This window comes from Hyphomicrobium sp. (assembly GCF_041659645.1).
In the GTDB taxonomy this organism is placed as follows: domain Bacteria; phylum Pseudomonadota; class Alphaproteobacteria; order Rhizobiales; family Hyphomicrobiaceae; genus Hyphomicrobium_B.
Map to the genome: position 1 here is coordinate 686,350 of NZ_JBAZXX010000004.1, position 26,710 is coordinate 713,059.

Annotated in this window: 27 protein-coding genes; 13 read left to right on the forward strand and 14 right to left on the reverse strand. The window is 60.7% G+C overall.

All coding sequences use genetic code 11. The features are described 5' to 3' along the window. Nucleotides 1-72: 72 nt before the first annotated feature. Nucleotides 73-459 (forward strand): 6-pyruvoyl tetrahydropterin synthase family protein, encoded by a 387-nt coding sequence (locus WC811_RS17750; RefSeq protein ID WP_372646685.1) that lies wholly within the window; start codon nt 73-75, stop codon nt 457-459. A 6-nt stretch (nt 460-465) separates the two neighbouring features. Beyond that, nucleotides 466-927: a preQ(1) synthase gene (queF, locus tag WC811_RS17755; RefSeq protein ID WP_372646687.1), complete on the forward strand. Its 462-nt coding sequence runs from the start codon at nt 466-468 to the stop codon at nt 925-927. A 53-nt stretch (nt 928-980) separates the two neighbouring features. Here the strand turns inward: queF and WC811_RS17760 are convergent, their stop codons facing one another. The 3 genes from WC811_RS17760 to WC811_RS17770 form a co-directional block, all read right to left on the reverse strand. After that, nucleotides 981-1,271: a hypothetical protein gene (locus WC811_RS17760; protein ID WP_372646688.1), complete on the reverse strand. Its 291-nt coding sequence runs from the start codon at nt 1,269-1,271 to the stop codon at nt 981-983. A 239-nt stretch (nt 1,272-1,510) separates the two neighbouring features. Continuing rightward, nucleotides 1,511-2,434, reverse strand: a complete 924-nt coding sequence (locus tag WC811_RS17765; RefSeq protein ID WP_372646689.1) for a pirin family protein — start codon at nt 2,432-2,434, stop codon at nt 1,511-1,513. Between the two features lie 43 nt (nt 2,435-2,477). Then, on the reverse strand, nt 2,478-2,939 hold the full coding sequence (locus WC811_RS17770; protein ID WP_372646690.1) for a thiol-disulfide oxidoreductase DCC family protein: 462 nt from the start codon (nt 2,937-2,939) through the stop codon (nt 2,478-2,480). Nucleotides 2,940-3,131: 192 nt separating this feature from the next. On the opposite strand from WC811_RS17770, the gene WC811_RS17775 reads away from it, so the two are divergent. From WC811_RS17775 to WC811_RS17785, 3 genes are all read left to right on the forward strand, one after another. Beyond that, nucleotides 3,132-3,557, forward strand: a complete 426-nt coding sequence (locus WC811_RS17775; protein ID WP_372646692.1) for a lysozyme inhibitor LprI family protein — start codon at nt 3,132-3,134, stop codon at nt 3,555-3,557. A gap of 276 nt (nt 3,558-3,833) precedes the next feature. Next, nucleotides 3,834-4,331 (forward strand): DUF992 domain-containing protein, encoded by a 498-nt coding sequence (locus WC811_RS17780; protein WP_372646693.1) that lies wholly within the window; start codon nt 3,834-3,836, stop codon nt 4,329-4,331. 321 nt (nt 4,332-4,652) lie between these two features. Next, nucleotides 4,653-5,039, forward strand: coding sequence for a hypothetical protein (locus WC811_RS17785; protein ID WP_372646694.1), 387 nt, complete (start codon nt 4,653-4,655; stop codon nt 5,037-5,039). Between the two features lie 20 nt (nt 5,040-5,059). Here WC811_RS17785 and WC811_RS17790 read toward each other — a convergent pair whose 3' ends face one another. From WC811_RS17790 to speB, 3 genes are all read right to left on the reverse strand, one after another. Next, on the reverse strand, nt 5,060-5,758 hold the full coding sequence (locus WC811_RS17790) for a ParB-like protein (protein WP_372646695.1): 699 nt from the start codon (nt 5,756-5,758) through the stop codon (nt 5,060-5,062). Nucleotides 5,759-5,891: 133 nt separating this feature from the next. Further along, on the reverse strand, nt 5,892-6,203 hold the full coding sequence (locus tag WC811_RS17795) for a hypothetical protein (protein WP_372646696.1): 312 nt from the start codon (nt 6,201-6,203) through the stop codon (nt 5,892-5,894). 127 nt (nt 6,204-6,330) lie between these two features. Beyond that, nucleotides 6,331-7,359, reverse strand: coding sequence for an agmatinase (speB, locus tag WC811_RS17800; RefSeq protein ID WP_372646697.1), 1,029 nt, complete (start codon nt 7,357-7,359; stop codon nt 6,331-6,333). Between the two features lie 206 nt (nt 7,360-7,565). Between speB and WC811_RS17805 the strand changes: the two genes are divergently transcribed. After that, nucleotides 7,566-7,865, forward strand: coding sequence for a hypothetical protein (locus tag WC811_RS17805; protein ID WP_372646699.1), 300 nt, complete (start codon nt 7,566-7,568; stop codon nt 7,863-7,865). A gap of 171 nt (nt 7,866-8,036) precedes the next feature. Here WC811_RS17805 and WC811_RS17810 read toward each other — a convergent pair whose 3' ends face one another. Beyond that, on the reverse strand, nt 8,037-8,288 hold the full coding sequence (locus WC811_RS17810) for a hypothetical protein (RefSeq protein WP_372646700.1): 252 nt from the start codon (nt 8,286-8,288) through the stop codon (nt 8,037-8,039). 133 nt (nt 8,289-8,421) lie between these two features. Between WC811_RS17810 and WC811_RS17815 the strand changes: the two genes are divergently transcribed. Continuing rightward, nucleotides 8,422-8,769: a DMT family protein gene (locus WC811_RS17815; RefSeq protein WP_372646701.1), complete on the forward strand. Its 348-nt coding sequence runs from the start codon at nt 8,422-8,424 to the stop codon at nt 8,767-8,769. 36 nt (nt 8,770-8,805) lie between these two features. Here the strand turns inward: WC811_RS17815 and WC811_RS17820 are convergent, their stop codons facing one another. Continuing rightward, the gene (locus WC811_RS17820) at nt 8,806-9,798 is read right to left on the reverse strand and encodes a hypothetical protein (protein WP_372646702.1); all 993 of its coding nucleotides are present in this window, start codon (nt 9,796-9,798) and stop codon (nt 8,806-8,808) included. A gap of 239 nt (nt 9,799-10,037) precedes the next feature. Here WC811_RS17820 and WC811_RS17825 point away from each other — a divergent pair, with 239 nt between their 5' ends. Beyond that, on the forward strand, nt 10,038-10,427 hold the full coding sequence (locus tag WC811_RS17825; RefSeq protein WP_372646703.1) for a YidB family protein: 390 nt from the start codon (nt 10,038-10,040) through the stop codon (nt 10,425-10,427). A gap of 85 nt (nt 10,428-10,512) precedes the next feature. Here WC811_RS17825 and WC811_RS17830 read toward each other — a convergent pair whose 3' ends face one another. Beyond that, nucleotides 10,513-12,138: an isovaleryl-CoA dehydrogenase gene (locus WC811_RS17830; protein ID WP_372646704.1), complete on the reverse strand. Its 1,626-nt coding sequence runs from the start codon at nt 12,136-12,138 to the stop codon at nt 10,513-10,515. A 155-nt stretch (nt 12,139-12,293) separates the two neighbouring features. Between WC811_RS17830 and WC811_RS17835 the strand changes: the two genes are divergently transcribed. Beyond that, nucleotides 12,294-13,355, forward strand: a complete 1,062-nt coding sequence (locus WC811_RS17835) for a CoA ester lyase (RefSeq protein WP_372646705.1) — start codon at nt 12,294-12,296, stop codon at nt 13,353-13,355. A 50-nt stretch (nt 13,356-13,405) separates the two neighbouring features. After that, entirely contained in the window at nt 13,406-13,738 is a 333-nt protein-coding gene (gene hspQ, locus WC811_RS17840) for a heat shock protein HspQ (protein ID WP_372646706.1), read from the forward strand. Between the two features lie 99 nt (nt 13,739-13,837). Here the strand turns inward: hspQ and WC811_RS17845 are convergent, their stop codons facing one another. Further along, entirely contained in the window at nt 13,838-14,647 is an 810-nt protein-coding gene (locus tag WC811_RS17845) for an invasion associated locus B family protein (protein ID WP_372646707.1), read from the reverse strand. Nucleotides 14,648-14,988: 341 nt separating this feature from the next. Between WC811_RS17845 and WC811_RS17850 the strand changes: the two genes are divergently transcribed. Then, on the forward strand, nt 14,989-16,779 hold the full coding sequence (locus WC811_RS17850) for an extracellular solute-binding protein (protein WP_372646708.1): 1,791 nt from the start codon (nt 14,989-14,991) through the stop codon (nt 16,777-16,779). After that, nucleotides 16,776-18,311 carry a class I adenylate-forming enzyme family protein gene (locus WC811_RS17855; protein WP_372646709.1) on the forward strand — a complete coding sequence of 512 codons (1,536 nt, stop codon included), beginning with the start codon at nt 16,776-16,778 and terminating at the stop codon, nt 18,309-18,311. The genes WC811_RS17850 and WC811_RS17855 overlap by 4 nt, the downstream gene beginning before the upstream one ends. Here the strand turns inward: WC811_RS17855 and mfd are convergent. Together mfd and WC811_RS17865 are read right to left on the reverse strand one after the other, a co-directional pair. Beyond that, on the reverse strand, nt 18,308-21,796 hold the full coding sequence (gene mfd, locus WC811_RS17860) for a transcription-repair coupling factor (protein WP_372646710.1): 3,489 nt from the start codon (nt 21,794-21,796) through the stop codon (nt 18,308-18,310). The genes WC811_RS17855 and mfd overlap by 4 nt on opposite strands. A gap of 9 nt (nt 21,797-21,805) precedes the next feature. Then, nucleotides 21,806-22,081, reverse strand: coding sequence for a succinate dehydrogenase assembly factor 2 (locus WC811_RS17865; protein WP_372646711.1), 276 nt, complete (start codon nt 22,079-22,081; stop codon nt 21,806-21,808). Nucleotides 22,082-22,281: 200 nt separating this feature from the next. Between WC811_RS17865 and recG the strand changes: the two genes are divergently transcribed. Next, a complete protein-coding gene (gene recG, locus WC811_RS17870; RefSeq protein WP_372646713.1) occupies nt 22,282-24,396 on the forward strand; it encodes an ATP-dependent DNA helicase RecG in 2,115 nt (704 codons plus the stop codon). 10 nt (nt 24,397-24,406) lie between these two features. On the opposite strand, the gene WC811_RS17875 is transcribed toward recG, so the two are convergent. Beyond that, on the reverse strand, nt 24,407-25,234 hold the full coding sequence (locus WC811_RS17875) for a DUF502 domain-containing protein (RefSeq protein WP_372646714.1): 828 nt from the start codon (nt 25,232-25,234) through the stop codon (nt 24,407-24,409). A 45-nt stretch (nt 25,235-25,279) separates the two neighbouring features. Continuing rightward, the gene (locus WC811_RS17880; RefSeq protein WP_372646715.1) at nt 25,280-26,650 is read right to left on the reverse strand and encodes an SPOR domain-containing protein; all 1,371 of its coding nucleotides are present in this window, start codon (nt 26,648-26,650) and stop codon (nt 25,280-25,282) included. Nucleotides 26,651-26,710: the final 60 nt, after the last annotated feature.

The following is a 26,710-nucleotide window of genomic DNA, read 5'->3' on the forward strand; positions in this document are numbered from 1 at the left end:
GCGCCGGTTTGGCGCGGATTAAGGCCTCGACCGGGGGTGGCGCAGAGGTCTGAAATCCCCTATTTGAGCGCCATGCAAATTTATAAGGATTTCCGGTTCGAGGCGGCCCATTTTCTGCCGTCGGCACCTCCAGGCACCGCGAACGCTCGCGTGCATGGCCATTCTTTCCGCGCGCGCGTCGTCGTCGAGGGCGAGCCAAACCCAAGCACCGGCTACATCTTCCATTTTGACGAACTGTCTGCGGCGATCCACGAGACCGAGGAAGCGCTCGATCATCGCATGTTGAACGAGATCGACGGCCTTTCGGCGCCGACACTCGAACGCATCGCCATGTGGATCTGGAATCGGCTCTCGAACCGCGTGCCGGGGTTGACTCAAGTCGAGGTCCATCGCGACAGCTGCAACGAGGGATGCATTTATCGCGGCCCCGCACCTGACGTTCGCTTGGCTGCGGAGTAACGAGCCATGACGGCAGGCAAGCCGGACATCACGCAGCTTGGCAAGCAGGTCGGAATTCCCGAAAGCCCCGAAAAGGCCGAGCTTGAGCGTGTTCCCAATCCGCACGTCGATACGGACTATGTCGCCCGCTTCACCGCTCCGGAGTTCACGTCGTTATGCCCGGTGACCGGTCAGCCCGACTTCGCGCACCTCGTGATCGACTACGTGCCGGGGAAATGGCTGCTCGAAAGCAAGTCGCTGAAGCTTTACCTCGCAGCGTTCCGCAATCACGGCGCTTTTCATGAGGATTGCACCGTTGCGATCGGAAAACGGATCGCGGAGCTGATCAAGCCGAAGTTTCTGAGAATTGGTGGCTACTGGTATCCGCGCGGCGGCATCCCGATCGACGTCTTCTGGCAGACGGGAACGCCGCCCGGCGACGTCTGGCTGCCCGACCAAGGCGTTCAGCCCTATAGGGGACGAGGCTGAGCCCGTCCCCCTGATGGCAAGCGCACCGCTACACCTGAACGGTGGAGCAGATCTCAGTAATAGTGACGGCGGCGCCAATACCGGTGACGATAACCGTAAGGGCGACCGTAGTACGGACGGCCATAACCATATCCGTAGTAAGGGCGATACCCGTAGCCCCGACGCCAATAGCGGCGATGATAGCCATAGCGGCGGCGATAGTAGGTCTTTTCAACAACACTGTGGCCGCTCTTTGCAGCCGCATCGACGGCGGCAACGTTACCACTAACCGCAGCGGCCTGAGCACCGGTGGCGGCGAAGCCGATACCCAACGCCAGGGCGGCGGCCAAAAACAGATTTCGCATTTCGGTCTCCCAAGATTTCTGTCGCTTCACGAGTTTCGCTTGGTCCGCTCATTCGCAGCCGACACGGCAACGGGGGAGAGCGAACCGTGTGATCCGCACCCACCGCGGACCGCCAGCTTGCCTCTTTATATGTGGGTCGTACACGCCGGATTTGCGACGCCTAGCTGAACCTAAGCTGCAAGCGGTCAGATAAAGCCTCCGGAACCCCCGGGCTTGCGACTAAGGAACGAGCCAGCCGGTCAGCGATCTTCCGGTAGCGGAATGAATTCCTTGTCGTCGCCCGGAACGATGTCGAAGCGGCCCTGGCGCCAATCATTTTTCGCGGCGTCGATTCGATCCTGCGAACTCGACACGAAGTTCCACCAAATGTGGCGCGGCCCGTCCATCGGCTCGCCGCCGAGCAGCATCAGTCGCGCATTCGATTCCGCGAGAATGGAAATACGATCGCCGGGCTTGAAAACGAGAAGCTGGCCCGCTTCGAACGCCTGGCCCGCAACGTCGATGCGACCTGAGGCGATATAAATCGCCCGCTCGTCGTAATCGGGGTCCAACGGCAGAACGGCGCCCGGCGCGAGTACCGCTTCGGCATAGAAGCAATCGTGTGGAAACGTCGCCGGAGACGTCTCGCCGTAAAGGCTGCCCATGATCACCCGCACGCGCTTCCCGTCGCCCTCCAATCTCGGAAGCACGCTGACGTCGTGATGCGCGAAGCTCGGCGCGCTCTCTTCATGCGATTTAGGAAGCGCCATCCACGATTGGATGCCGAAAAGATTTTGCCCGGTGGATCGTACGTCCGGCCCTGTCCGTTCGGAATGAACGATGCCCCGCCCGGCTGTCATCAGGTTGACCTCGCCGGGACGAATGGAGAGCGCTGAGCCAAGGCTGTCGCGGTGCGTGATTTCCCCGTCGAAGAGGTACGTGACGGTCGCAAGCCCGATGTGGGGATGTGGCCTGACGTCCATTGCCTTGCCGGCCAGGAACTGGGCCGGTCCCATCTGATCGAAAAAGATGAACGGCCCTACCATCTGCCGCTGCGCCGAGGGCAGCGCGCGCCGCACTTCGAAACCGCCAAGGTCCCGGGCTCGGGGCACGATCACCTGCTCGATCGCATCGCAGGATTGCCTATCGCCTGGAATGGGATCGTTGTGCGTCAGCCAGCTCATAAAGATCTCCAGAATAAGAAATGCCCGGGGTATGCGGCGCGCATCATGACTCGACGAGAAAGCGCTGCGCCTCGCCCCCTTCCGGACGGCGACACGTCGACCGTTGCCCAAACCACGTCAGCCTGTTGCGCTGAACCCAATCGTAAACCCGATCGCCGATTGCGTCGGGCACGATACGTCCCGCGACTCCCAAGGCCCGCCACGGTTGCGGCATCGACTTGGCCGCCGCAAGAACACCGGCCCATCGGGTGTGCGGTAAGCCATCAGTCAACACCATGAACGTATCGAACGCCTCGGCGTCGAGACCGTAATGGCCGTAGAGCGCCCGTGCCAGCGGATCCTGAATGACGGCGAAACGGCTTTTACCCATCGGATCGCGATCGAGCATCCATTGCACGCCACGCGAGCAGAGCACGCACAGGCCGTCGAAAATGACGATCGGGCGCGCGTCATCAAATGCGGGAACTGCCGGATCGTTGCGATAGCTGTAAGCCGTGGCTCGCATGATGTCCCGAAATCCTAGCCGTCATCGCCACACGCCGGCAAACCGCGTTAGCATGGATAAAAGATAGCAATTGCCGGCAAAATTTCCATTCGCCATGCTTCCGAAAGCTACCCCAACGCCACCTACCGATAGAGTGGCGCTCCATCTAATCAGTCTCCTCGATCCACCCGTCCCGTTTGCGGAGTTCCCCCAATGCCTCGCCTCGCCCTGAAATATCGAATGATTCTGCTATTCGCCGGATTGGCCAGCCTGACTTTCGCCCATCCCGCTGCCGCCGAAACAATCGACTGCGCCAACGCGATGGCGACCGTTGAACTGAATTTCTGCGCCGACAAGGAGTATCAGGCGGCCGACAAAGCACTGAATGCCGAATACGCCTTGGCGCTGAAATCCGTCCGCTCCCGCACTCTCGAAAGGCCTTACGATGCGAAAAGCGCCGAGGATGCCCTGAAGACCGCCCAACGTGCCTGGATCGCCTATCGCGATGCCGACTGCAAAGGCGTCGTGGCCCAAGTGTGGACCAACGGCACCGGTGCAACCTCCGCGATACTTATGTGCATGACCGACAAGACGCAGCAGCGCACCAAAGAGTTGAATGCACAATTCCAGGAAAACTAGGACGACCGAATCGCGACGCGCCTCCTGATGAAAGCGTCTGCTCTCGTCAATTATCCAAGACGTTCATCCCATAGTTGATAAGCATCAATTGAGCCCCACTTCCGACGCGGATATTCCTTCACCACATGTGTTGCCGTGGTTGGGCCTCCAGTTTAGGAAGTTAAGTCGCGGTATCCACACGGGGCATGAAACACCCAAATCCATTCGGCTTTTTATCCACGTCGTTCGGCGCCAATGGTGGCTTCGCACGACCGAGCGATGTCAGGAGAGACGACCATGAGCCTTTCGACAACCCGCCAGCGCCTGCTAACGGGCGCTGCCGCCCTGCTCGCGACGGCCGTGGCGGCTATTTCGCCGGTGCTTGCTGACCCGCCGAAGATCGCAGTTGGCACCTTGACCTGCCACGGCCACGGCAGCGTCGGCCTCATTTTCGGGTCGAAGGAGAACATGCGCTGCGAATTTCAGACTGCACTCAGCGGCCGGGTCTTCCCGTATAACGCGTCAATCACCAAGGTCGGCCTCGACATCGGCTTCACGGGTGCCAGCACGCTCGTTTGGACTGTTCTCGGCTCGACGACCGATATGCCCGGCAGCGCCCTCGAAGGCGGCTACGGCGGCGTCACCGCCGGCGTCGCAGTCGGTATCGGCGCCAACGCGAACGCGCTCGTCGGCGGCTCCAATCAGTCCGTCGTTCTGCAGCCGGTCAGCGTCGAAGGCCAAACCGGTCTCAATCTTTCTGCAGGTGTTGCCGGCTTGACGCTCACTCGCCTGTAATACGTTTACAGATCATCCGTATCGCCCTCCCGTCAGAGCGTTCGAGCAGACTCTGGGAATGGAGCGCTGAAAGATCAGCGCTTCACCCAAAGCGAGCACCGGCCCGATTGATCTTCCCCGCCAAATCAGCGCTCCGCACCCCGTGTGCGGGGCGTTTTTCATTTGGGCCGCCATTTGCTGCTCCTACCCAGACGAAAGTCGGAATTGTCACGACTCAAGCTGTGCATACGGCAGCAAGTGAGCATATCCGCAACATTTTTTAGCCATGCGAATCAATTGGTTTGGTCTAGGAAGACTCCCTAAGCTGCGAGGAGAGAAACGATGACGGACCTATCCAAAAACGTCGAAGAAATGTTGAGCCGCCTTGCGGACAACGCCCGCACCGAACAGGATTTCGTCCAGACTCTCTCTGACGCTCTCCGTCGCGTCGACGAGCAATTGCTGCGCGATGTTCGCAACGTTTCGCTTCAGCACGAGCTTCGCCGTGAGGCCATCCTCGGCGAACTGCAAGAACTGGCGACACGTCTTTGCGCTCTCCCCGTCAGAGGTCCTGCACCTCATGTCGAGACGATCGACCAACATGGCCACCCGTCCCAAGCCGAAATCGAACCCCCGCACTCCATGACCGCGGGCGCGGATTGGCGTCAGGCCGCCCAGAACATCAACAACGATGAGTTTGACTTCCGGTTCGCCACACCGCGGCACTGATCGAACGACCAGCCGCAGCCTTACCGGCTGATGTATCCGGGCATCCGGACAGCCTCACGCGACCGGGCAAGCCACATGGCTCGGTCGTGGGCATAATCGAAATCGCGCCGCACCGTCGATCTCGGGATTCGAGTGCGGAAGAAATCCGCCCAGCGGAATTCAGCGAAGGGCTTTCCCGTTTTCGCAAACCCACCGGCCTCCCGTACCGACCACGCAAGGTCTCGGTATGGATCGCAGCGCAAGTCGTCCAGCCGTTCGGGAAGCTTCGTCGGCGGGACGGCACGGCCGTGTCCATCATAGGCGTGCAGCAGTCCAAGACCGGCCATCTTCTCCAGGAACGGCCTACGCGACAGATGCGAGAGGTCGCCGACAACCATAATGAAGGCCTCATCGACGTCGCTCCGAAGCAGCGCGAGGCCCAAATGATGATGATCGATGATGAAGAAGTCGTCGTTCGGCCCCCGAACCGCAGGTATTGGCCGATTTTCAAGAAAACGCCGCAGCTTCCGTGAACTCCGGGCGCGCCTCTCCACCTTTTCGCGCTTGGCCGCGACTGCCCGCATGCCGACCGCCATCTGAGTTGGCCGCAGATCTTCGAGGGGAACGCTCAGGAGTTTGCTCCTGCGTGGTTCGGCTCGAAGCGGCCGAAGAGAGAGTTGTAGGCCGGGAATAACTGACGGCCCGAACGCCGGTTCACGCGAGGCGGCAAGTAGAGACATGACTTCCCAAAGGCGAATTGAACGGTGGCCTATAATTTCGCCGCGATGGTTAAAATTTCATTGCCATCCGTTCGCCGTCCGGGTCTCGGGACCTGTCAAACACCCGAGAACACGATTGAATTATCGAAAGAATTTATCTTGCCGCAGTCTCGGAAACACCGCCTCGGCGTGCCACTTCCTTGGCCGAAACTTCACCGGCCGCGACGAGCGCGTCGACGCATCTTTTCGAGAGACCGGCACCGACGCCGCGCATACAAGACCTCACCTGCGAACCGTATGGGCTGTAGGAGCTGCAGTGGGCGTAATAGTCGCTCGCACAGGCCATCTGAACCTTCAGGCTAAGGGCGAAGGCATTCCCCGCCATCGGCACCGTGGCCGCTACTGCAACGATTGCGAAGATGGCTGAGCGCGAGGCCGCCCGGGGTACGCTTTTCAAAGAGGCCATGTGAGATCTCCTTCTCTTCTCCGAGGAGAGCCCCACCCGGGCCCTCGCTGCGAAGAGAAATAGCGGGAGACCACAACCTCCCGCTGTTCCCGAGGAAACCGATGCTCAGTCCAGGAATGATGACGCGTTAGTCGCCGCCCAGTTGGCCGTCGCGCGGCAACGGGTAGAAGACCGGCTCGGCACCGTTCTTCCGCGCAACCCGGCACACCTGGTCGTAAACGACCGTCGCGGCCGCGAGTGCCGTAATGCCACCCTGATCGTAGGCTGGCGCCACTTCGACGACATCGCAGCCGACGATTCTGAGGCTGTCGAGCTTGCGCAGCATCGTCAGCAATTCCCGCGTCGCCAATCCGCCCGCCACCGGCGTGCCGGTTCCGGGTGCAAAGGCCGGGTCGAGGCAATCAATGTCTATGGTCAGATAGCACGGCGTATCGCCAGCCAGTTCCGTGACCATCGCCGCGACTGCGGCCGCACCCTTCTCAGCAACCACCATGTTGTCGAAAATGTTCATGCCCTTCGCATCGTCGACCCATGTCCGGATGCCAACCTGGCTCGACGTGCTTGGAACGATCAGCCCATCGTCGATCGCCTGCGCGAACATTGTCCCGTGGTTGATTTCGATGCTCCCGTCCTTGCCGACGCGCGGTGTCCAGGTATCGGTGTGCGCGTCGAAATGGATGAGTGTCAGGGGGCCGTGCTTACGAGCGTGCGCCTTGAGCAGCGGATAGCTGATGAAATGATCGCCACCCAACGAACAGAGGAACGCACCGTCCGAAATAGCATTGGATGCCGTCTCTTCGATAGCGGCAGGGATCGTCTGCGGAAACCCATAGTCGAGCCACGCATCGCCGAGATCGACGAGATGCACATAGTCCAGCGGATTGAAGCCGCCCGGATAGGCTTTGAGTTCCGCGAGCTGTGCTGACGCACTTCTAACCGCGTCGGGACCGAGCCGCGCACCGGGCCTGTTCGATGTCGCGATGTCGAGGGGAACGCCAAGAATGGCGAAATCGCCCGCCTTCGCTTGCTTGACGCGAGCGGCCCGCAAAAATGTATGCGTTCCTGAATATGTCTGTTCTGAAGAGAGGCAGGCTGGAGACGGCGAAGCGGAGCTATAGCTCGCATGCGCGCCGCCGGGCGTGTTCCCGGGAAGCATGACGACCTCGATTGTATACGATGTCGTCCGGCCGACACCTCCACAATCCACCCGGCTGAACCGGTGCCTCCGTTTCGCGGCGAACCCCAGAATGCCTGACCCAATAACCCAGTCAAGCCCGGAAACGCATGGCAGCCCTTCGAGCCCTGAACCCATCCTGCTCCGGCCGCGTTAGGGCAAAGTACAAGTCTCAATAGGTACGGATCATGCCCCACATTATCGATCTCAATTCCGAACGAAGCCTGCGAGCCGACCGCGAGGCAGAGCTTTTACGCGCGGATCTGCTTGGCAAATGCGCGGCCGCCATCGATGCGATGGGCGACGCTGTGGCGGGCTTCGCTTTGGTTGTGTGGGACAAAAATGGAGAGATGCGCACTGCATATGACGCATCCAAAGGCCCGATTGGACCGGCGCTTCTGCCGACACTCGCATCGGATGCCTTGAATCGCCACGTCGCGGTTATGTTGGCAAGGGCCGAAGACATCGACGACAGCGGAGCGAACTGACAATCATCAGGCGCAAAAAAAAGAAAACCCAGAGCTTGGCTCTGGGCTTTGGCACTGAGTTTGAGTGCCCGCGAGATCAGTGCAGAAATCCGAACAGATGCAAGCCAACGATAACGACCAGCGGAACACCTGCGAGCCAAAGAATAATATCGCGAGTCATGCGTCTCTCCTTCAATGTTTGAAATATTTGGTTGGCGGCAGAATGGGAGGGTCTTCGGGTGTCTCGTCGCGAGCCTCTTTCGAGTTCGCTGCCTGAGCGAGCGCGAGCAGTGCATCGAGATGACGACGGGCATCCGATAAATGCCTTTTGGCTTCATCCCGGCGCAAAACGACACTATTTTGCGCAGCTCCACGCAATTCGTTCTCTAATTGCCAAAGCGTTTTGAGCAGCTTCGGAACTGACTCCTTGATGCTCTGGGACATCCGGCAACCTCCTCAATGTCACTTGAAGGGTAAACGCACGCCGATAATTTCCGGTTCCGTTTCCCAATGATCCGTCGTAGGCGCTTGTTTCCGATCGAACGATCGCCTTGGAACACCCACAAACGGACCTCAGATGATCCCTCAGTCGATACTGCCCATCGTTCTTTTGACGTTGTCGAACGTCTTCATGACCTTCGCCTGGTACGGTCACCTGAAATTTACCAACAAGCCGCTCTGGCTGGTCATTATCGTCAGTTGGGGCATAGCGTTCTTCGAATATTGCTTGGCTGTCCCGGCCAATCGCTACGGGAGCGCCGTCTATTCACCTGCCGAGTTGAAGACGATGCAGGAGGTGATCACGCTCACCGTGTTCGCGATTTTCTCGGTCGCATATCTCGGTGAAACGCTCACCATCAACCACGCGGTCGGATTTGCGCTGATCGCATTCGGCGCCTTCTTCGTTTTCAAAGCGCCGCTGTAAGAACGATCGCAGCAGCACGGCGGCGTCGCTTCGGCCTCACTTGCTAAATGGCACGCTTAGCTGGAACTTGCTGCTGAGACTTTGGCTGTCGTCCGTTGCACCGAAATTATCGACATCCGCCGAGACGCTGAGCGAATAGGCGTCCGGCTTCGTATACGTAACGCCAGCACCCGCCGATTGCGCGGGATCGAAGCCCGGATCGACACCCTCCTTGTGAGAGGTCGAGATATCGAACTCTCGCTCGTAGGTGAGAAACGGAGAGAACGTCGTCCCGTCATCCATTTTGAAGGAATGATTGATCTTCGGCGCGAGAACGACGGCCCCTCTTTCGGACGCACCGGAGCTGGCCGCAAATTCGCTGTTTCCGGCCTGCCATTCCGTGCGCGCATCCAGACTGAGCAAGGGCGTCGCTTGCAATGTCACGTACGCCGAAGCTTTCTGATCCTGTTCGACGCCAGACGTCGACGCAGACCTCGCGTCACCATGTTCCACCGACACGCCGAACGTCGTCGTCTTGTTGAATTTGTAATCGGCGCCGACACCCGCCCGCGTCGACTGATCGCGCGCGCCGTCATAACCCTCGACGTCGATATTGGTCCACACATCGACCGGCGTTTTCCGAGCGACGGGCGCTTGCGGTAAATCGAAGTTTGTAGCCGCGGGCGCATACTCGGGCTGCTGAATGGTCGGTGACGCACTCCGCGCATTGTAATCGCGCCAAGTACCGAGGCTTGTTCGCACTGAAACGCCAGTGTCGGTCGTGCTGAACTGGGCCGGCAGATCCTGAGGGTTGGTCGCGATCCACGGCAGGGCGTCCGATTGCGCCGAAGACGCCTCGCTCGCCGATTGCTCCAAGATGGCCGAGTTAAAATCGATCTCGGGTTCGACCGTCTCGCAAGTTGTGAAATCCGGCGCGTCGGATGTCGACAAGACATCGATGCAGCCTTCGGCTTTGACGGCCGCCGTAACGGCAAACACAGCGGCGAGGCTCGCAAAACCGAGGCGAAGGCCGCGGTGCCCCAAAGCCATTTGTTGAGCTTTTATGATCATCACTGCGGGTTAACCAGGAACTTTGATGATCATGTGGCGGTCAGGTGAATCGCCGCGCGTGGAAGACCTGCTATGTCCTTCGTTAATAGATCGTTTCACGCGCTGTCATTTAAGCGGTCACTGGATGTTCCCGCGAAAATCGCTACAATGAACCGGCGGCCGCAGCGGTTTACGCGCGCGCAATCGGCGCCGAGTTTGATGATAGGAAAGGGCAGAACATGACGTGGAGCGACGCACTCAAGGGCGCTGTTGGAAACCTCGTCGGACAAGCCGAGCAAGCCGCTCTGCCCGACCTCGTGAAAGGCGTCCTCGGAACCGAAGGTCTGCAAACGATCCTCGCCAAGCTGCAAAGCGCTGGCTTCGAAGATCAGGTCCAGTCGTGGTTCAACAAGAATAAGGACAGTCTTCCGATCACCGCCGATCAGATCAAGACGGCGCTCGGCGACCAGCACGTTCAACAGATCGCCAAGTCGCTCGGCATTCCCGTCGATGCAATTCTTGCCGCGTTGGCCGCGAAACTCCCGGAGATCGCCGACGCCGCTGGCCCTGCCGCAAATCCGTCGGCTCCCGCCAACACCGGAGCCGTCGCGGATCCCAAGGCCAGCTGATCGTAGTCATAATTGGCGTCGTGCTCGATCGAAGTGTTGAAACCTCGACGGTCGGCACGACGCACGATAACCATCGCTCGCCGCATCATTCCAACACCGGTGCCGCGCGCTCGATGATGGCCCTGGTGTTTGTGCCTGATGGCAGAAGCCCGAAAGCTCCTCCCATATCGCCGGAAAGTCTCGTCCCACAAAAGGCGTCCGATACCTCACTCGGTGCGTGCCTGATGAGAAGCGACGCTTGCAGTGCAACGACGAGGTTTCGAACGAACATTCGAGCCTGCGATTCATCGAGGCTTTGCACGCTCTCCTGAAGCTTTCCAACAAATGCGCCAAGCCGTCGATCCGCTTTCGCGGATTCGCTCAATTCGTCGGCCAGCATACCCATCGCCGATTTCGACCGCGCAAGCGCCCTGAGAACATCAAGGCACATGATGTTGCCCGATCCTTCCCAAATCGAATTGACCGGAACCTCGCGGTAGATCCGCGCCAGATTGAAATCTTCGACGTAGCCATTGCCGCCGAGTACCTCCATCGCCTCGGCGGCGAATGCCGGCGCGCGCTTGCAGATCCAGAATTTCGCCGCTGGCGTCACGACCCGCCGAAACGCCAGCGACGCCTCGTCGTCTTCGTCATAAGCACGCGCGAGACGCATCGTCAGAACGGTAGCGGCTTCGGACTCGATTGCGAGATCGGCGAGCACATTGGCCATCAAGGCTTGATCGACGAGGAATTTCTGAAACGTGCGTCGATGATGCGCGTGCTGGATGGCCTGCGCCAATCCCTGCCGCATCAGTCCCGATGATCCGATGGCGCAATCGAGCCGCGTATAATTTCCCATCTCGATGATGGTCGGAATTCCTCGGCCCTCTTCGCCGAGAAGCTCTCCATGAGCGCCATCGAGTTCGACTTCGCTCGATGCGTTCGAGCGATTGCCAAGCTTGTCCTTCAAACGGCGAATGTGAATTGCGTTGCGTTCGCCCTCGGGCGTCCATCTCGGAACCAGAAAGCACGTCGGTCCCGCGGGCGTCTGCGCCAGCATCAGGAATGCGTCGCACATCGGCGCCGACATGAACCACTTATGGCCCGTAAGCCTGTAGAAGCGCCTATCGCCCGCTGTCCTGTAATGGTCCGCCCGCGTGACGTTGGCACGCAAATCCGAACCGCCCTGATTTTCCGTCATGGCCATGCCGATCAGCGCCGACGTCTTTTGCGCAGCGGGCCGGAAGCTCGGATCGTAATCGCGGGAATAAATTCGCGGCAGCCATTCGGCCGCGATCGACGGCGCTTGCCTCAGCGTCGCGACCGCCGCGTAGGTCATAGATACCGGGCAGTAAACACCGCTCTCGATCTGCGCCAGCATGTAGCCGCCAGCCGCCCGCGCGACATGCGCCCCCGCCCGAGGCGCGGCCCATGGCCCGGTATGCAGGCCTGATTTGATCGCCAGCCCCAAGAGGGCATGCCAGCTCGCGTGAAATTCAACCTCGTCGAGCCGGTGTCCGCAGCGATCGAATGTCTTCAGCACGGGGACATGGCGATTGGCATCCGCCCCCGCCGCGATCATCTCCGCTGTCCCGAGGCGTTCCCCGAGCAGCTTCAGATCTCCGGATGCCCACCCCGCATTCTCCCGTTTCAGGGCATCCTTCAGGACCGCATCGCTCGAAAATAGATTATAATTCTCAAGCGGCGGCGGCTGGTTGGTGACCTCGATCATCGGCCCTCTTCATTGTTGACCGGAGCCCATTGTAGAACGATCGCACGAGCCCCGCGAGCCGCACCCGCCGGGCGAAAAAGGCGCCCCCGTTGACAGCGGCCACCCGTCCCATAAAGGTGCATGATCTTCCAACCGTTTGAATAGGATAGCAGCTGATGGCTTCGACGCGTACGCCCGCCAAGCACTTTTCGCCTCTCGCCATCGGCGCACCCGAACCCTTCCGCACCCTCCCCGTCAAGCTTGAGCGCATGATCCACTTCGTGCCGCCCCATAACGAAAAGATCCGCGCCAAGATCAAGGACCTCGCGACCCAGGTCGACGTCGTTCTCGGCAATCTCGAAGACGCTGTCCCGCTCGACCAGAAGGAGAACGCCCGTAAAGGCTTCATTCAGATGCTGCGCGACAACGACTTCGGCTCGACCGGCGTCTGGACCCGCATCAACTGCCTGAACTCACCTTGGGTTCTCGACGACGTCACCGAAATCGTCTCGAACGTCGGCAACAAGCTCGACGTCATCATGCTGCCGAAGGTCGAAGGCCCCTGGGACATCTACTATCTCGATCAGCTCCTCGCGCAGCTCGAAGCCAAGCACGGCGTCACGAAGCCCATCCTGATCCACGCCATTCTCGAAACCGCCGAAGGCGTCAATAACGTCGAAGCCATCGCTGCGGCATCGCCCCGTATGCACGGCATGAGCCTCGGCCCTGCCGATCTCGCCGCATCCCGCGGCATGAAAACGACGCGCGTCGGCGGTGGCCACCCCGATTACGGCGTTCTGGCCGACGCCCAGAAAGACAATCCCGCCGCGCAGCGCGCCTTCTACCAGCAGGACCTCTGGCACTATACCGTCGGCAAGATGGTCGACGCCTGCCTCGCCTATGGTCTGAAGCCTTTCTATGGCCCGTTCGGCGACTTTTCCGATCTTGCCGCCTGCGAGGCACAGTTCCGCAACGCCTATCTTCAGGGGTGCCTTGGGGCGTGGACATTACACCCGACGCAGATCGAAATCGCGAAACGCGTGTTTTCGCCCGATCCGGTCGAAGTGAAATTCGCCAAGCGCATCCTCGACGCCATGCCGGACGGCACCGGCGCGGTGATGCTCGATGGCAAGATGCAGGACGACGCCACCTGGAAGCAGGCGAAGGTCATCGTCGATCTGGCCAAGATCGTGGCTTCGAAAGACGCCGAGCGCGCTGCACTTTATGGCGATCTCTAGGAGGCCGGCATGGACTTGCGCCTTTGCCTCAACCGCCACACATTCACGCCATGAGTGACATCAAGCACGCGAAATTCTCGATCGGTCAGGTCGTCCGCCATCGTCTTTATCCGTTCCGCGGACTGATTTTCGATATCGATCCCGAATTCGCTAACACGGAAGAGTGGTGGCTTTCCATTCCGGAGGATCTCCGCCCCCGGAAGAACCAGCCCTACTATCATCTCTACGCGGAGAACGCGGAATCGACCTATCTCGCCTATGTCTCCGAGCAAAACCTGCTGCTCGACGAGAGCCAACAGCCGTTACGCCATCCCGATATCGAGGATCAGTTCATCGTCGACGGTAACGGCGGATATCGCCTCCGTCCCGAAGCCACCAACTGACCTCGTACGCCCCGCATCCACACCGGAAATAGAAAAGACCGCCCCGGCGAAAACCGGGACGGTCCAAATCTCGAAGCCGAACGGCCTCGTAAGATTGCCTTACTTGCTCTTCGTCGAGCCTGTCGTTGTCGGCGGCGCACCAGGACCGTCGAGCGGCAGGTTCTTCAGTTCGTTGGCCTTCCACTTGTCAGCCACCTGTTGCTGACGCGCCCGGATCTGCTGCATCAGAGAGCTGCGAGCTTCGGCATATTTCTTGTTGTCGACGGGCGGGCCGGCTGCAGCCTCGTTGTATCCGTCGAGCGGAACCGGGAAGCCGATCGGCTGCGCCGCAGCGTTCATGGCGAGAACCATAATGCCGCCGCCCTTCGCCATTTCAGCGAGGATCTCAGGTGTCGCTTCCGTCTCGGCCGTGCAGCCTGCCGGGTGGCAAAGTGCGTAACGGAGTTCGATCGGGTGCAACTGCTTTTCGTCGATCTTGTCGCCCTTCGCGGCGGCGTCCCACTGCGGCTTCGTGTAGACAGCGGCACGGATGCCCGGCGGTATTGCCATGCCGAGGGGAACCATGATCATCAGCGATTTCTTGTCGGAGCCTTCGACGGTGCGAATGGCCGCGGAGACGAGAACCATGCCCGTATTGCCGTCGAGACGCTCGTGATGCGTGAGACAAAGCGACTTCTCACCCTTGACCTCTTTGCCGTCGGGTCCCTTCGTGACGACCGGAGCTTTTTCGCAAAGCTTGACCCAGGCGCTCTGGGGCTTTGCGGCTGCCGTTTTGGCGGCGGGCGCGGCGGCGGCTGGAGCTTTCTTATCCGCGGCCTGTGCCCCGACCGGAACGGTGACCATAGCCACCGCGATCGCAACGGCTGATACCAGCGCCCTGTTCCTCGCGCGCAATACTGCGTTTGCCATCAACGTAAAAATCCTCGCTTGTTTTGAACCGGCCCTGCCAGCTCGTCCCCTCATAGACGCCGCGCCAAATGCTCAATACTAAGCCGGCGCAGGCGCGGCATATTCCTCTGCCACTCCAGAGGCCGAGTAAGGCTCCGAATACGGCAATCCCGTGGCCGGAGCGAGCCCCAATTGGGGGCTTCTCAGCACCTTGCGCCAACGTGGCCCGCGTGCAACTGCGACAAGCTGGACAGCAGCAGGAGACCGCCGCTAGAACACCCCTATTGCCCGGACAACAGGCGCCTTAGTCCCAGGATTATCACGTGATACCAACCCGATGGACGAATCTTCAGGTGCCGGCGATGTCATTCGGGAAATTTTCGCTCATCGTACTGCTCCTGGTCACGTGTGGCTGGAGCGTCAACGCGGAGCCCGTTCGCGCCATCGCGCTGCACGGAAAGCCACTCTTCGCCGACGATTTTACAGCGTTTCCTTATGCCAATCCAACGGCGCCAAAGGGCGGCAGCCTGACGCTCGGCGTTCTCGGTTCCTATGAGAACGTCAATCCGCTGATCGTCGGCGGAACACCCGCATCCGGCATTCGCGAATTCGTCATAGAGGGGCTGATGGCGCGCAGCCTCGACGAACCTTTCACCCTTTATGGCCTGCTCGCCGAAACGATCGACATCGCCGACGACCGTAAATCCGTGACCTTCACCCTCAATCCCGCCGCCCGCTTCTCCGACCGCACACCGGTCACGCCCGACGACGTCATCACATCGTTCGAGCTACTGAAAGAGAAGGGTCGCCCCAACCATCGCACCTACTTTGCGAAAGTCACGAAAGCCGAAAAGATCGGAGATCGCGGTGTTCGCTTCACGTTCGAGGACGGAACCGACCGCGAGTTGCCGCTGATCCTTGGCGTCATGCCGGTTTTCGCCGTTCACGCAACGACGCCCGAGAAGTTCGCGTCCGCATCGATGACGCCGCTCGTTGCGTCCGGCCCCTACACGGTCTCGAAAATCGATGCCGGTCGCTCGATCATCTACAAGCGCGATCCCGATTATTGGGGCAAGGACCTTGCCGTCAATCGCGGCCGGTTCAATTTCGACGAGATCCGCTTCGACTATTATCGCGACGCGTCGTCGATGTTCGAGGCCTTCAAGGCCGGCAACATCGATTTGCGCCTCGAAGAAGATCCTGGCCGCTGGGCCACCGGTTACGATATTCCCTCCGTCCGCGATGGCCGCATCATCAAGGCCGAATTCGACATCGGCCTTCCTGCCGGTATGACGGCGCTGGTCTTCAACACCCGCCGGCCGATCTTCGCCGATCCGCGCGTCCGCCGCGCCTTGATGACTCTCTTCGATTTCGAATGGTGCAACCGCACGCTCTACAACGGCCTTTACAAGCGCACGGAAAGTTATTTCGAGCGCTCGTATCTCGCTTCGACCGGACGCCCGGCCGACGCCTACGAACGTGCGCTTCTCGCACCCTTCCCCGACGCCGTGCGGCCGGAAATTCTCGAAGGGACCTATCGCTTTCCGACTAGCGACGGCAGCGGCCAGGATCGCCCCAACCAGAAAGCGGCATTCGCGCTTCTGAAAGAGGCGGGCATGGTCTTGAAGGGCGGCCGTATGGTCAACGGCAAGACTGGCGAACCGCTGACGTTCGAAATTCTCGCCAACAGCAACGCCCAAGAAGCCTTGCTATTAAGCTATGCGCGCAGCCTCGCGCCACTTGGCATTGTCGCACGCGTCCGCGTCGTCGATAGCGCGCAGTACCAAGGGCGCCTGACCGACTTCGACTACGACATGATCCAGAACACCTGGCCGTCGTCGCTGTCGCCCGGCAACGAGCAACTTTTCCGCTGGTCGGCGAAGACCGCGGACTCCAAGGGCTCGTTCAATTTCGCCGGCGTCAAAAATCCGGCAGCCGACGCCATGATCGACGCGATGCTTGCGGCGAACGGCGAGACCGATTTCATTTCCTCGGTTCGCGCCCTCGATCGCGTGCTTCTTTCAGGCGACTATGTCGTGCCGCTCTTTTACACGCCGCGACAATGGGTGCCCTATTGGGCGCGCCTCAAACATCCCGACAAGACACCGCTCTTCGGCTATTCCGTCGATACGTGGTGGAGCGAAACCAAATGACGCCCGCCGACATCACCGCCTTCAATATGGCGGAGTATGCCATCGGCCGTGCGGCACACCGAACACCTGATAAAACCGCACTGCTGGTCTACGACACCTCGACGCCAGAGCATCCGCAAGAAAGCTGGACCTTCGCCAAACTCGAAGACGCCATTCTCCGCTTGGCGGCTGGACTCTCGGCGCACGGCATGAAGCGCGGTGACCGCATCGCCATTCGGCTCGGAAATTCGAGTCAGTCAGCGTTGCTGTTCTTCGCCGCGATAGCCGCAGGCTTCGTCGCCCTCCCCTTGTCCGATCAATTGACGCCGCCCGAATTGAAATCGCTGCTCGAAGACAGCGGAGCCGCTGCAATCGCAACATCAACGCCCCTCGCCGCCGATGTCATTCCACCGGACATTGTCGTTCTCTCGCCAGACGATATCGCGGCGCTGATGCGCGGTTCAGTAAAAGCGGATTACGCAACGACCAACGCCGACGATCCTGCGTTCTTGATCTACACATCCGGTACGACATCGCGACCGAAAGGCGTGCTGCACGCTCAGCGTTCCGCCAGAGGGCGAAAGCCGATGTATCAAGGCTGGTACGGTATCACGGCCGACGACCGGATGCTGCACGCGGGCGCCTTCAACTGGACCTTCACGCTCGGCGTCGGCCTGACCGATCCGTGGGCCAACGGCGCCACCGCCATCGTCTGCACCGGCGACAAAGCCCCCGAACTTTGGCCAAGCCTCATACGCGCGACCGGCGCCACACTTTTCGCCGCCGTACCCGGCGTCTATCGCCAGATTCTGAAATACGCTTCCCCCGAACAGGGCAGCCTCGGCGATCTTCGCCACGGCTTGATGGCCGGAGAAACACCGCCGCCGGGATTGATAGAGGAATGGACCGCCGCCACCGGACTTCCCCTCTATGAGGCCCTCGGCATGAGCGAAATCTCGACCTACATCTCGACCGGACCATCCGTGCCCTACCGCGCCGGAACCATCGGCAAGGCCCAGGCCGGACGCCGCGTTGCCATCCTTCCTGCCGAAGGTGGAAACCAGCCGCTGCCCACCGGCTCAGAAGGCCTCATCGCTGTTCACCGGTCCGATCCGGGATTGATGCTCGGCTATTGGAACCGGCCAGCCGAAGAAGCGGACGTGCTGCGCGGCGACTGGTTCGTCGGCGGCGACTTAGGCGCGATCGACTCCAACGGCTATGTTACGCATCTCGGACGTGCGAACGAACTCATGAATGCAGGCGGCTATCGCGTATCACCACTCGAAATCGAAGCCGCGCTTGCGGGTTGTCCCGGCGTCGCCGAAATAGCGTGCTCGGAAATTCGCGTTCGCAGCGATGTCTCCGTTATCTGCGCGTTCATTGTCAGAACTGAAGGCGGAACGATTGACGCCGATGCGGTCAAAGCCTTCGCCGTCGAAAACCTCGCGGCCTACAAGGTCCCGCGCGAGATTGTTTTCGTCGCCCACCTGCCGCGAACGCCCAACGGCAAGGTGCAACGCAAAGCCCTCGCTGCATTGATGTTTAAAGCCTAAGCAGCTTTCTTCGTCTTCGCCGCAAGGTCGGCAAACTGCTGCACAAGCGCACGCACGCCCTTGAGCCGCGCCTCCGGCAGATCCCAATTGGATCGATAGACCAGTCGCTGATCGGGCTGCACCTTCAGCAGGCCGCGCGAATTCTGCACGAACGCGATAAGCCCTTCTGGGTTGGCGAACTTGGCTTTGTGAAGCGTGATGACCGCGCCCTTCGGCCCAGCATCGACCTTCGCAATCCCCGCCGCGCGGCAAAGCCCTTTGATCTCCATGACATCGAGCAGATGCTCGACTTCCGGCGGCAAAGGTCCGAAGCGATCGACCAGTTCCGCCGCAAACGCATCGATCTCGGACCGCGTCTCAAGACTCGATAGTCGCCGGTAGAGGCCAAGACGAAGCTGCAGATCGGCGACGTACGTCTCCGGGATCATGATCGACGTTCCGAGCTGGATCTCAGGGCTCCACTTGTCGTCGGCTTCGAGGTCGCCGCCCTTCATCGCCGAAACGGCCTCTTCGAGCATCGATTGATAAAGCTCGAATCCGACCTCGCGAATATGCCCTGATTGTTCTTCGCCCAACAGGTTGCCGCCGCCGCGAATATCGAGGTCGTGCGACGCCAGCGAAAAACCGGCGCCGAGCGTGTCGAGAGATTGAAGAACTTTCAGCCGCTTCTCCGCGCCCTCCGTCAGCTTCTGGCCCGGCGGCGTCGTGATGTAAGCATAAGCTCGCGTCTTCGAACGTCCGACGCGACCGCGAAGCTGATAGAGCTGCGCCAAGCCGAACATATCGGAGCGGTGAACGATCAGCGTGTTCGCATTCGGCACGTCAAGACCGGACTCGACGATCGCCGTCGAAAGCAGAATATCGTACTTGCCCTCGTAGAATGCCGTCATGACATCTTCGAGCTCGGTCGGCGACATCTGCCCCGTCGCTCGCGAGAAGGCGAGGTCCGGCACGGCCTCGCGCAAAAACTCCGCAATGTCGTCGAGATCGGAAATACGCGGCGCTACGTAATAAGTCTGACCGCCACGGAACCGCTCGCGCCGCAGAGCTTCCTTTAAAATCACAGGATCAAATGGCGAAATGAACGTGCGCACCGCAAGCCGATCAACCGGCGGCGTCGTGATCAGCGAAAGCTCGCGCACGCCCGTCAATGCCAATTGGAGTGTTCGCGGGATCGGCGTCGCAGACAGCGTCAGGACATGGACGTCCTCGCGCATCTTCTTCAAACGCTCTTTGTGATTAACGCCGAAGTGCTGCTCTTCGTCGATGATCAACAGCCCGAGACGCGCAAACTCGATGGACTTGCCAAGCAACGCGTGCGTGCCGACGACGATATCGATATCGCCGGACTTTACGCCGGCCTTGACCTCGGCCAGTTCCTTCGTGCCGACCATCCGAGAGGCCTGCGCGATCTTCACCGGCAATCCCTGAAAGCGTTGACTGAACGTCCTGAAGTGCTGCCGCGCGAGCAACGTCGTCGGCACGACGAGCGCAACCTGCAATCCGTTCATCGCCGCGACGAAAGCGGCGCGAATAGCAACTTCCGTCTTGCCGAAGCCGACGTCGCCGCAGACGAGCCGATCCATCGGCTTGCCCGACGCCATGTCTCCAAGCACCGCGTCGATGCTCGCCGCCTGGTCTTCCGTCTCTTCGTAGGGAAAACGCGCAACGAATTCGTCGTAAGCACCTGTCGGTGGAATAAGGACCGGTGCTTCCTTCAGCGCGCGCAGCGCCGCGATCTTGATCAGCTCATTGGCAATCTCGCGCAGCCGTTTCTTGAGCTTAGCTTTGCGAGACTGCCAGCCGACGCCGCCAAGCCGATCGAGTTGCGTATCGCCCTCATCGTTCGAACCGTAGCGCGACAGCAATTCGATGTTTTCGACGGGTAGAAACAGCTTGTCACCGCCCGCATAGTGCAGCTCCAGACAATCATGCGGCGCGCCGAGCGCGGTGATCGTCTGCAGACCGGCGAAGCGGCCAATGCCGTGGTCGCTGTGAACGACGAGATCGCCGACCGAAAGGCTCGTCGCCTCGGTCAGGACGTCGGCGGCCTTTTTCGCACGCCGTCGCTGGCGCACCAGCCTATCGCCCAGAATATCCTGCTCGGCGATAACGGCGAAGTCCGGCGTCTCGAAGCCTTCCTCGATGCCGAACACCGCGAACGCCGTCTCCTGCGGACGCATCGCCTGAACGTCGGCGAAACTCTCGGCCTTCACGGTGTCTTTGAGGCCGTGATCTTCGAGCAGCGTAATCAGGCGCTCGCGCGCGCCAGGCGTCCAGCACGCGAGTAAGACGCGTCGATTTTCACCGTGAATGCGCCGGATATGTCCGACGACCGCATCGAAAACATTCGCGTCCGGATTGGCGCGCTCGGCGGCGAACGTGCGACCCTGCTTGCCATGCATCGCATAGACGTTCGCCGAACCCGGATCGTCGAACGGCGTCAGCCGCGAGACCGTCCGCGCATTGAGAGACGCCGACCAATCTTTGCCGTCGAGAAACATCCGATCCGGCGGCACGGGTTTGTAGGGCGGCGCGCCGAAGCGTTGACCTTCGAGGGAATCGACGCGCGCCTCGTAATGCTCGCGGACCTGTTCGAAGCGCTGCTGCACGGCTTCGTCCGCGTTATGATCAAAGCTGACGCCTACACCCGGTAAATAATCGAACAGCGTCTCAAGGCTCGGATGAAACAGCGGCAGCCAATGCTCCTGCCCCACATAACGCCGCCCGCTGCTCACCGCTTCGTAAAGCGGATCGTCGCCCGTATTGCCGCCGAACAGTTCGACATAGCGCGTGCGAAACAAAGCTGTCGCCGCTTCGCCATACGCCACTTCACTGACGGGCATGAGCGAGAACTTCGGCACGGCTTTCAAAGAACGCTGCGTCTCGGCGTCGAAGGCCTTCACGCTCTCGAGTTGGTCGCCGAAGAAATCGAGACGGATCGGATTGCTCCGCCCCGGTGGATAGAGATCGACGATGCCGCCACGCTGCGCATATTCGCCTGGCTCCATCACCGTGCTCGACCGGTCGTAGCCGTAGGATTCGAGCCGCTTGATGAGATCGGCGGGATCGAGGCGCTGGCCCGGCGCGATGGTTCGCACGGCACCTCGGATGAAGCTCCGCGGCGGCACGCGCTGCAAAATCGCGTTAACGGTCGTCAGCACCAGCGTCGGCTTCTTGCGCCCGCCAACGGCAAGCCTGCCGAGCGCCATGATCCGCTTCGAGACGATCTCGGGGTTCGGGCTCGTCCGGTCGTAAGGCACGGTATCCCACGAGGGGAACGGCACGATCGCGATGTCGGGCGCGAAGAATGTCACCGCCGCCTGCAACTCGTCGAGCCGCCGGTCGTCGCGCGCGACATGCAGATGAATGCCCGGCTGATCGTCGAACCGCGCGGCCCTCGTGACGTCGGCGATCACCCGGCCGTCGAACCCTTCCGGAACGCCTGAAAATATCGCGCGTGAATTTTGAACTTGCGTCGCCATCAAATCGTCTTAGCTCGCCTCGGCCCGCAGACCATGAAAGGCGCGAATGTCATTCAAAAGATCTTCGAACTCGATGCCGCCGAACCCCTCACCCGAAAAGATCCATTGCTGCAACGACGGATCGGGCATGGTCAGGAAACGCTCGAAGCGCTCAATCTCGTCCGCAGAATAGCCTGGAAGCCGGGCATCCGCATATCGCCCGACGAGCACGTCCATTTCCTTGGTGCCCCGGTGGTGGGCGCGGTAAGACGCACGCCGCCTGCGCGTATCCAGATCGTCGGTCATGGGCAGTCCGGGTTGTATGGCAATGGTATAAAGCCTCGCTGGCAGCTTGACTGAGCGCCGGCTGGCCGTCACGGTGCGCTATTCGCGAAAGGCTCATATAGCGCCCGCCGCTCGCGGCGCATAGCGCGCCCAGCGATGCTTATTGCCGCGACCTTGGGTAGCGGCCGCGAAACCGAGCAACCGCGAGCCCTTTTTCACCGATGCGACCAGCCTTCCTGAACCCGCTTTTCGCATCGGCGCAGACCCTGGCCGGCATCGGCCCGCGCCTCATCCTGCTTTTGAAGAAATGCCTGGTGCTGCCACCGGGCGTATCCGAGCCCCGCGTCGTCGACGTCCTGTGGCATATGCCGACTGGCGTCATCGACCGGCGCAGCCAACCGACGCTGTCGGAAGCCATCCCCGGAACCATCGTCACGCTTGAGCTTCGGGTCCTGAAGCACAAGCCTTCACCCCGAGGCAACACCAAAGCGCCCTACAAAGTGACGTGCGAAGATGATACCGGCCGCATCGACCTCGTCTTTTTCCACGCCGAGCACAAGTTTATCGAGCGTCAGCTTCCGGTCGGCGAAATACGCTTTGTCTCCGGCCGCATCGAGCGTTACGGCGACAACTTGCAAATGTCGCATCCCGATTACATCGTGTCACCGGACGCGCGAAACGAGATGCCGCTGCTGGAACCCGTCTATCCGTTGACGGCCGGGCTCTCCGGAAAAATCGCGGTGAAAGCCGCGCGTCAAGCCGTCGATCGCGTTCCCGAGTTTCCGGAGTGGCAGGAAACCCAGTGGCTCAAGGCGCGCGACTGGCCGCCCTTCAAGGATGCCATTTCCCGCGTCCACCAGCCGGCAGACGCTCAGGATGTTTCGAGCGGCGCTGCACCCTGGCAGCGTCTTGCCTTCGACGAGCTTCTGGCCGGGCAGTTGGCCTTCGCGCTTGTCCGGCGAACCCTGAAAACCGAACGTGGGCGACGTCTCTCCGGCAATGGCGATGTCCGCGCTCGCATCGCAGCCGCATTGCCATTCTCGCTCACGGGATCACAAAAAACGGCGCTCGAAGAAATATCGGTCGATCTTGCGGCTTCACACCGAATGCTCCGCCTCCTTCAGGGCGACGTCGGCTCCGGCAAGACCGTTGTCGCGCTGATGACGATGGCAATTGCGGTCGAAGCTGGAGCGCAAGCGGCTCTGATGGCTCCGACCGAAGTCCTCGCTCGTCAGCACATCGAAACCATCGCGCCGCTGGCGGAAGCCGCTGGCTTGCGTCTCGCGCTTCTCACGGGCCGCGAAAAAGGCAAGGCTCGTGACGCTGTGATCTCGCGCTTGGCCTCGGGCGAAATCGATATTCTCGTCGGCACGCACGCGCTCTTCCAATCGGATGTGCTGTTCAAGGATCTCGCCGTTGCCGTCATCGACGAGCAGCACCGCTTCGGCGTGCATCAACGCATGGCGCTGCAGGCGAAAGGTGCGAATGGCGACACAAACGTGCTCGTCATGACCGCGACGCCGATCCCGCGCACACTTTTGATGACGCACTACGGCGATCTCGATGTTTCCAAGCTCACCGAGAAGCCCGCCGGACGAAAGCCCGTCGTCACCAAGGCCGCGCCGATCGAACTGCTCGAACGCCTGATCGACCGCATCCGCGTCCAGCTCGAAGAGGGCGCACAGGTGTATTGGGTTTGCCCGTTGATCGAGAGTTCCGAAATGATGGATCTCGCCGCAGCCGAAGAGCGCTTCGCCTATCTGCGCCAACTTTTCGGCGATGTCGTCGGCCTGCTGCACGGCGGGATGGCCGGGAAAGACAAAGACGAGACGATGGCCGCGTTCGCCGCCAACAAGCTGAAAATTCTCGTCGCGACGACGGTCATCGAAGTTGGTGTCAACGTGCCCAACGCCAACATCATGGTCATCGAGCACGCCGAGCGCTTTGGACTGGCCCAACTCCATCAGTTGCGTGGCCGTGTCGGTCGCGGTTCGCGTGAATCGTTCTGTATGCTGCTCTACAAGGCGCCCCTCGGCCTGACGGCAGAGCAACGCCTCAAGATGATGGAAGACACCGAAGACGGTTTCAAAATCGCCGAGAAAGATTTGGCGCTACGCGGCGGCGGTGAAATTCTTGGCGCCCGTCAGAGCGGCGCCCCCGGCTTTCGTATCGCTGAGGTCCCGGGCCGGGAGGCCCTACTTGAAGCTGCGCACGACGACGCTGTTCTGATACTCGAACGCGACCCGAACCTTATGTCGCCGCGGGGGCAAGCGCTTCGGACCCTGCTCTATCTTTTCGAGTGTGACGAAGCCGTCCGCCTTTTCCGCGCTGCCTAGACTGCGGGCCTTAAGTCGTGGGTTTGTCTCCGCCGCGCCGGAAGCGCGACGACTTTTGCTGCGCCGCTGCCAGCAGCTTCAGCTTCTCCTGCTCGGTATTCGGCATGACAATGCCGCCCGAAAGAATGATCTTCGCCGCCTCCTCGACCGTCATATTGAGGAACACGACGTTGCTGCGCGGCACGAAGCAGATGAACCCCGTCGGCGGCACGATGCCCGTCGGCATGAAGACAGTCAGAAGATCGCCTTCACCGCCCGGCTGGATATCCTTGATCTCGCCCGTCGTCTCACCCGTAACGAACACTAGGCTCCAGATTTCCTTCGAGGGAAATTCGATCATTCCCACCTTTTGGAAACTCGGATTCGATCCCGTCGTCGATATGACGCTCTCAAAGATCTGCTTCAGCGCGCCGTAGACGTTCCGGACAATCGGTGTCCGTGACATCATCAGCTCGCCCGAAGAAACGAGCGTGCGGCCGAGAAGGTTCGCGGCAAGTGCCCCGATCAACGTCAACCCGACGACCGCGATCACCAAGCCTAGGCCCGGCACTGGAAACGGCAGATAGGTATCGGGATTGAAGGACAACGGCAGCAGCGGCTTGATCCAGGCATCGATCCAATGGATCACGCCCCACATGATCCAGAGCGTGATCGTCACCGGCCCAACGATGACGAGGCCCGTCAAGAAGGCGTTTCGGATTCGCGAACCGAGCCGCCAGCCGGTCTTGCCGCTTTCACTGGCGAGCCGCTTGAGGCCCGCCGTCAACTGCGCTTCGGATTGAGGAACACCCGGCGTACGCCGGGGTACGGGTTCTGGATCGTCCGGGGGAGGAACCATACTCTCCTACTCGAGCATCATGCCCGACAGAGGACCGGGCTCCCCTCAGTTTGTCACGACCAAGCAGTCAAGGCCACTGGTTCTAAGTTGGTTGCAGAGACTACGTGGTTCATCTTGCGAGGCATAACCGCCGATCCGCACCCGGTAAAACGTGCCCATGCTGCCGATAACGGCTTGATCGACGATTGGCACATGATTGCCGAGTTCCGCGCCGTGTTCCGCAACAAGCTTCTGCGCCAAGGCCTCGGCTTCCGCCTTCGACCTCACGGCCGCGATATGAATCTTAAATTTGCCCTTCGTCAGAGCTGCCGCCTTCGGTCCGGCTTCAGGCGCATAGGACGCCTTCTCGGCCTTGACGACTTCCGGCTTCGTGCGAAGTGCAATCGACGTCCCGCTGCTCCAGCTCGATGTCTCTGGCACCGACACCGTCACCGTCGTCGATGCCGTCGTCACGGTGACGGGTTGGCTCGCGTCGGGCGCGGGAGCCGATGATCCGCTGCTGAACATATTGGAGAAGAAGCCCGACACGTTGCCTGGAATAGCCGTGACGGACTGTGTGAATGACGATCCGGTGCTGGGCGCGGGTGCCGCCGCCGGCTCAGGAGCCTGCGCCGACTGGCCCCAACCGAAAAATCCCCCGATACCCGATGAAGCAGGCTTCGCGCTTTCGCTCGCGACACCTGCCGCCGCAGCCGACTGCAGCGTCGTCTCGCCATTGACCGCTGGATTGCTGATCGCCGCCGAAGCCCCTTGCGCACCGCTGGCTTTCTGTGCGCCCGCTGCCTCCGCGATGGCCGCGGCCGAAAGTCCCGCCGATCCAGCGTTCGGACCTGAAGCGGAATTTGCAGCAGCCGGTGTTGCTGTTGCGTCAGCAGTCGCGGTCGGCGTCGTCGGAGTTCCAATTGCGCGTTGATCCGGCATGCTGCCGGTATCCTGAAGACCAGCCATCCGATAGGCCTCGGCGCGCTCAGCGATTGCCGACTTCTGGTCGTTGGGGCTCAAGCCGTTCTTCAGCCAGATCGCGCCGGTGAGATCGGAGATCGACTGACCTGGCTTGTTGTCCTTCTTGTAGGCGAGGCCGCGCGTCATCAGCGCCTTGGCCATCTCCGAGGATGTCAGCGCGCCGGACTTCACCGCAGTCGAGAGTTGAGCAATCGAAGATGGATATCGGCCTGCAGCAAAATCCTTGAGACCGCTATCATAGGCTTTTTTCGCGGCATCAGCCGCTGCAGCCTTTTGGGCGCCGTCGTTACCGGCTCCAGGTCCTTGAGCAGATGGTCCGGAGGGTGTTTGTTTGCTCGCTTTTGCTTTTGCTGCTTCGCCAGCGGTTGGCACAGCCGAAAGGACGGCTGCAAATACGCACGCCACAGTGGCAGCGGGCACCAACCGGCGCGCGAGCACATGGAATTGCGTCATTTCCCCTACCTTCCCCATTGGTCGCGTTCTTGAGTGGCGTAACCCTCCCCCGTCGCTATC

What these genes read in the sequence shown, in the direction of transcription:
- WC811_RS17875 (WP_372646714.1), bottom strand. Translation starts at nt 25,234, where the DNA reads ATGGTTCCTCCCCCGGACGATCCAGAACCCGTACCCCGGCGTACGCCG.
- WC811_RS17750 (WP_372646685.1), top strand. Translation starts at nt 73, where the DNA reads ATGCAAATTTATAAGGATTTCCGGTTCGAGGCGGCCCATTTTCTGCCG.
- WC811_RS17820 (WP_372646702.1), bottom strand. Translation starts at nt 9,798, where the DNA reads ATGGCTTTGGGGCACCGCGGCCTTCGCCTCGGTTTTGCGAGCCTCGCC.
- mfd (WP_372646710.1), bottom strand. Translation starts at nt 21,796, where the DNA reads ATGGCGACGCAAGTTCAAAATTCACGCGCGATATTTTCAGGCGTTCCG.
- WC811_RS17770 (WP_372646690.1), bottom strand. Translation starts at nt 2,939, where the DNA reads ATGCGAGCCACGGCTTACAGCTATCGCAACGATCCGGCAGTTCCCGCA.
- WC811_RS17845 (WP_372646707.1), bottom strand. Translation starts at nt 14,647, where the DNA reads ATGGCAAACGCAGTATTGCGCGCGAGGAACAGGGCGCTGGTATCAGCC.
- WC811_RS17810 (WP_372646700.1), bottom strand. Translation starts at nt 8,288, where the DNA reads ATGTCCCAGAGCATCAAGGAGTCAGTTCCGAAGCTGCTCAAAACGCTT.
- WC811_RS17790 (WP_372646695.1), bottom strand. Translation starts at nt 5,758, where the DNA reads ATGTCTCTACTTGCCGCCTCGCGTGAACCGGCGTTCGGGCCGTCAGTT.
- speB (WP_372646697.1), bottom strand. Translation starts at nt 7,359, where the DNA reads ATGCTTCCCGGGAACACGCCCGGCGGCGCGCATGCGAGCTATAGCTCC.
- WC811_RS17830 (WP_372646704.1), bottom strand. Translation starts at nt 12,138, where the DNA reads ATGATCGAGGTCACCAACCAGCCGCCGCCGCTTGAGAATTATAATCTA.
- WC811_RS17795 (WP_372646696.1), bottom strand. Translation starts at nt 6,203, where the DNA reads ATGGCCTCTTTGAAAAGCGTACCCCGGGCGGCCTCGCGCTCAGCCATC.
- WC811_RS17760 (WP_372646688.1), bottom strand. Translation starts at nt 1,271, where the DNA reads ATGCGAAATCTGTTTTTGGCCGCCGCCCTGGCGTTGGGTATCGGCTTC.
- WC811_RS17850 (WP_372646708.1), top strand. Translation starts at nt 14,989, where the DNA reads ATGTCATTCGGGAAATTTTCGCTCATCGTACTGCTCCTGGTCACGTGT.
- WC811_RS17775 (WP_372646692.1), top strand. Translation starts at nt 3,132, where the DNA reads ATGCCTCGCCTCGCCCTGAAATATCGAATGATTCTGCTATTCGCCGGA.
- WC811_RS17835 (WP_372646705.1), top strand. Translation starts at nt 12,294, where the DNA reads ATGGCTTCGACGCGTACGCCCGCCAAGCACTTTTCGCCTCTCGCCATC.
- queF (WP_372646687.1), top strand. Translation starts at nt 466, where the DNA reads ATGACGGCAGGCAAGCCGGACATCACGCAGCTTGGCAAGCAGGTCGGA.
- WC811_RS17780 (WP_372646693.1), top strand. Translation starts at nt 3,834, where the DNA reads ATGAGCCTTTCGACAACCCGCCAGCGCCTGCTAACGGGCGCTGCCGCC.
- WC811_RS17785 (WP_372646694.1), top strand. Translation starts at nt 4,653, where the DNA reads ATGACGGACCTATCCAAAAACGTCGAAGAAATGTTGAGCCGCCTTGCG.
- WC811_RS17765 (WP_372646689.1), bottom strand. Translation starts at nt 2,434, where the DNA reads ATGAGCTGGCTGACGCACAACGATCCCATTCCAGGCGATAGGCAATCC.
- hspQ (WP_372646706.1), top strand. Translation starts at nt 13,406, where the DNA reads ATGAGTGACATCAAGCACGCGAAATTCTCGATCGGTCAGGTCGTCCGC.
- WC811_RS17865 (WP_372646711.1), bottom strand. Translation starts at nt 22,081, where the DNA reads ATGACCGACGATCTGGATACGCGCAGGCGGCGTGCGTCTTACCGCGCC.
- WC811_RS17880 (WP_372646715.1), bottom strand. Translation starts at nt 26,650, where the DNA reads ATGACGCAATTCCATGTGCTCGCGCGCCGGTTGGTGCCCGCTGCCACT.
- WC811_RS17855 (WP_372646709.1), top strand. Translation starts at nt 16,776, where the DNA reads ATGACGCCCGCCGACATCACCGCCTTCAATATGGCGGAGTATGCCATC.
- WC811_RS17815 (WP_372646701.1), top strand. Translation starts at nt 8,422, where the DNA reads ATGATCCCTCAGTCGATACTGCCCATCGTTCTTTTGACGTTGTCGAAC.
- WC811_RS17805 (WP_372646699.1), top strand. Translation starts at nt 7,566, where the DNA reads ATGCCCCACATTATCGATCTCAATTCCGAACGAAGCCTGCGAGCCGAC.
- recG (WP_372646713.1), top strand. Translation starts at nt 22,282, where the DNA reads ATGCGACCAGCCTTCCTGAACCCGCTTTTCGCATCGGCGCAGACCCTG.
- WC811_RS17825 (WP_372646703.1), top strand. Translation starts at nt 10,038, where the DNA reads ATGACGTGGAGCGACGCACTCAAGGGCGCTGTTGGAAACCTCGTCGGA.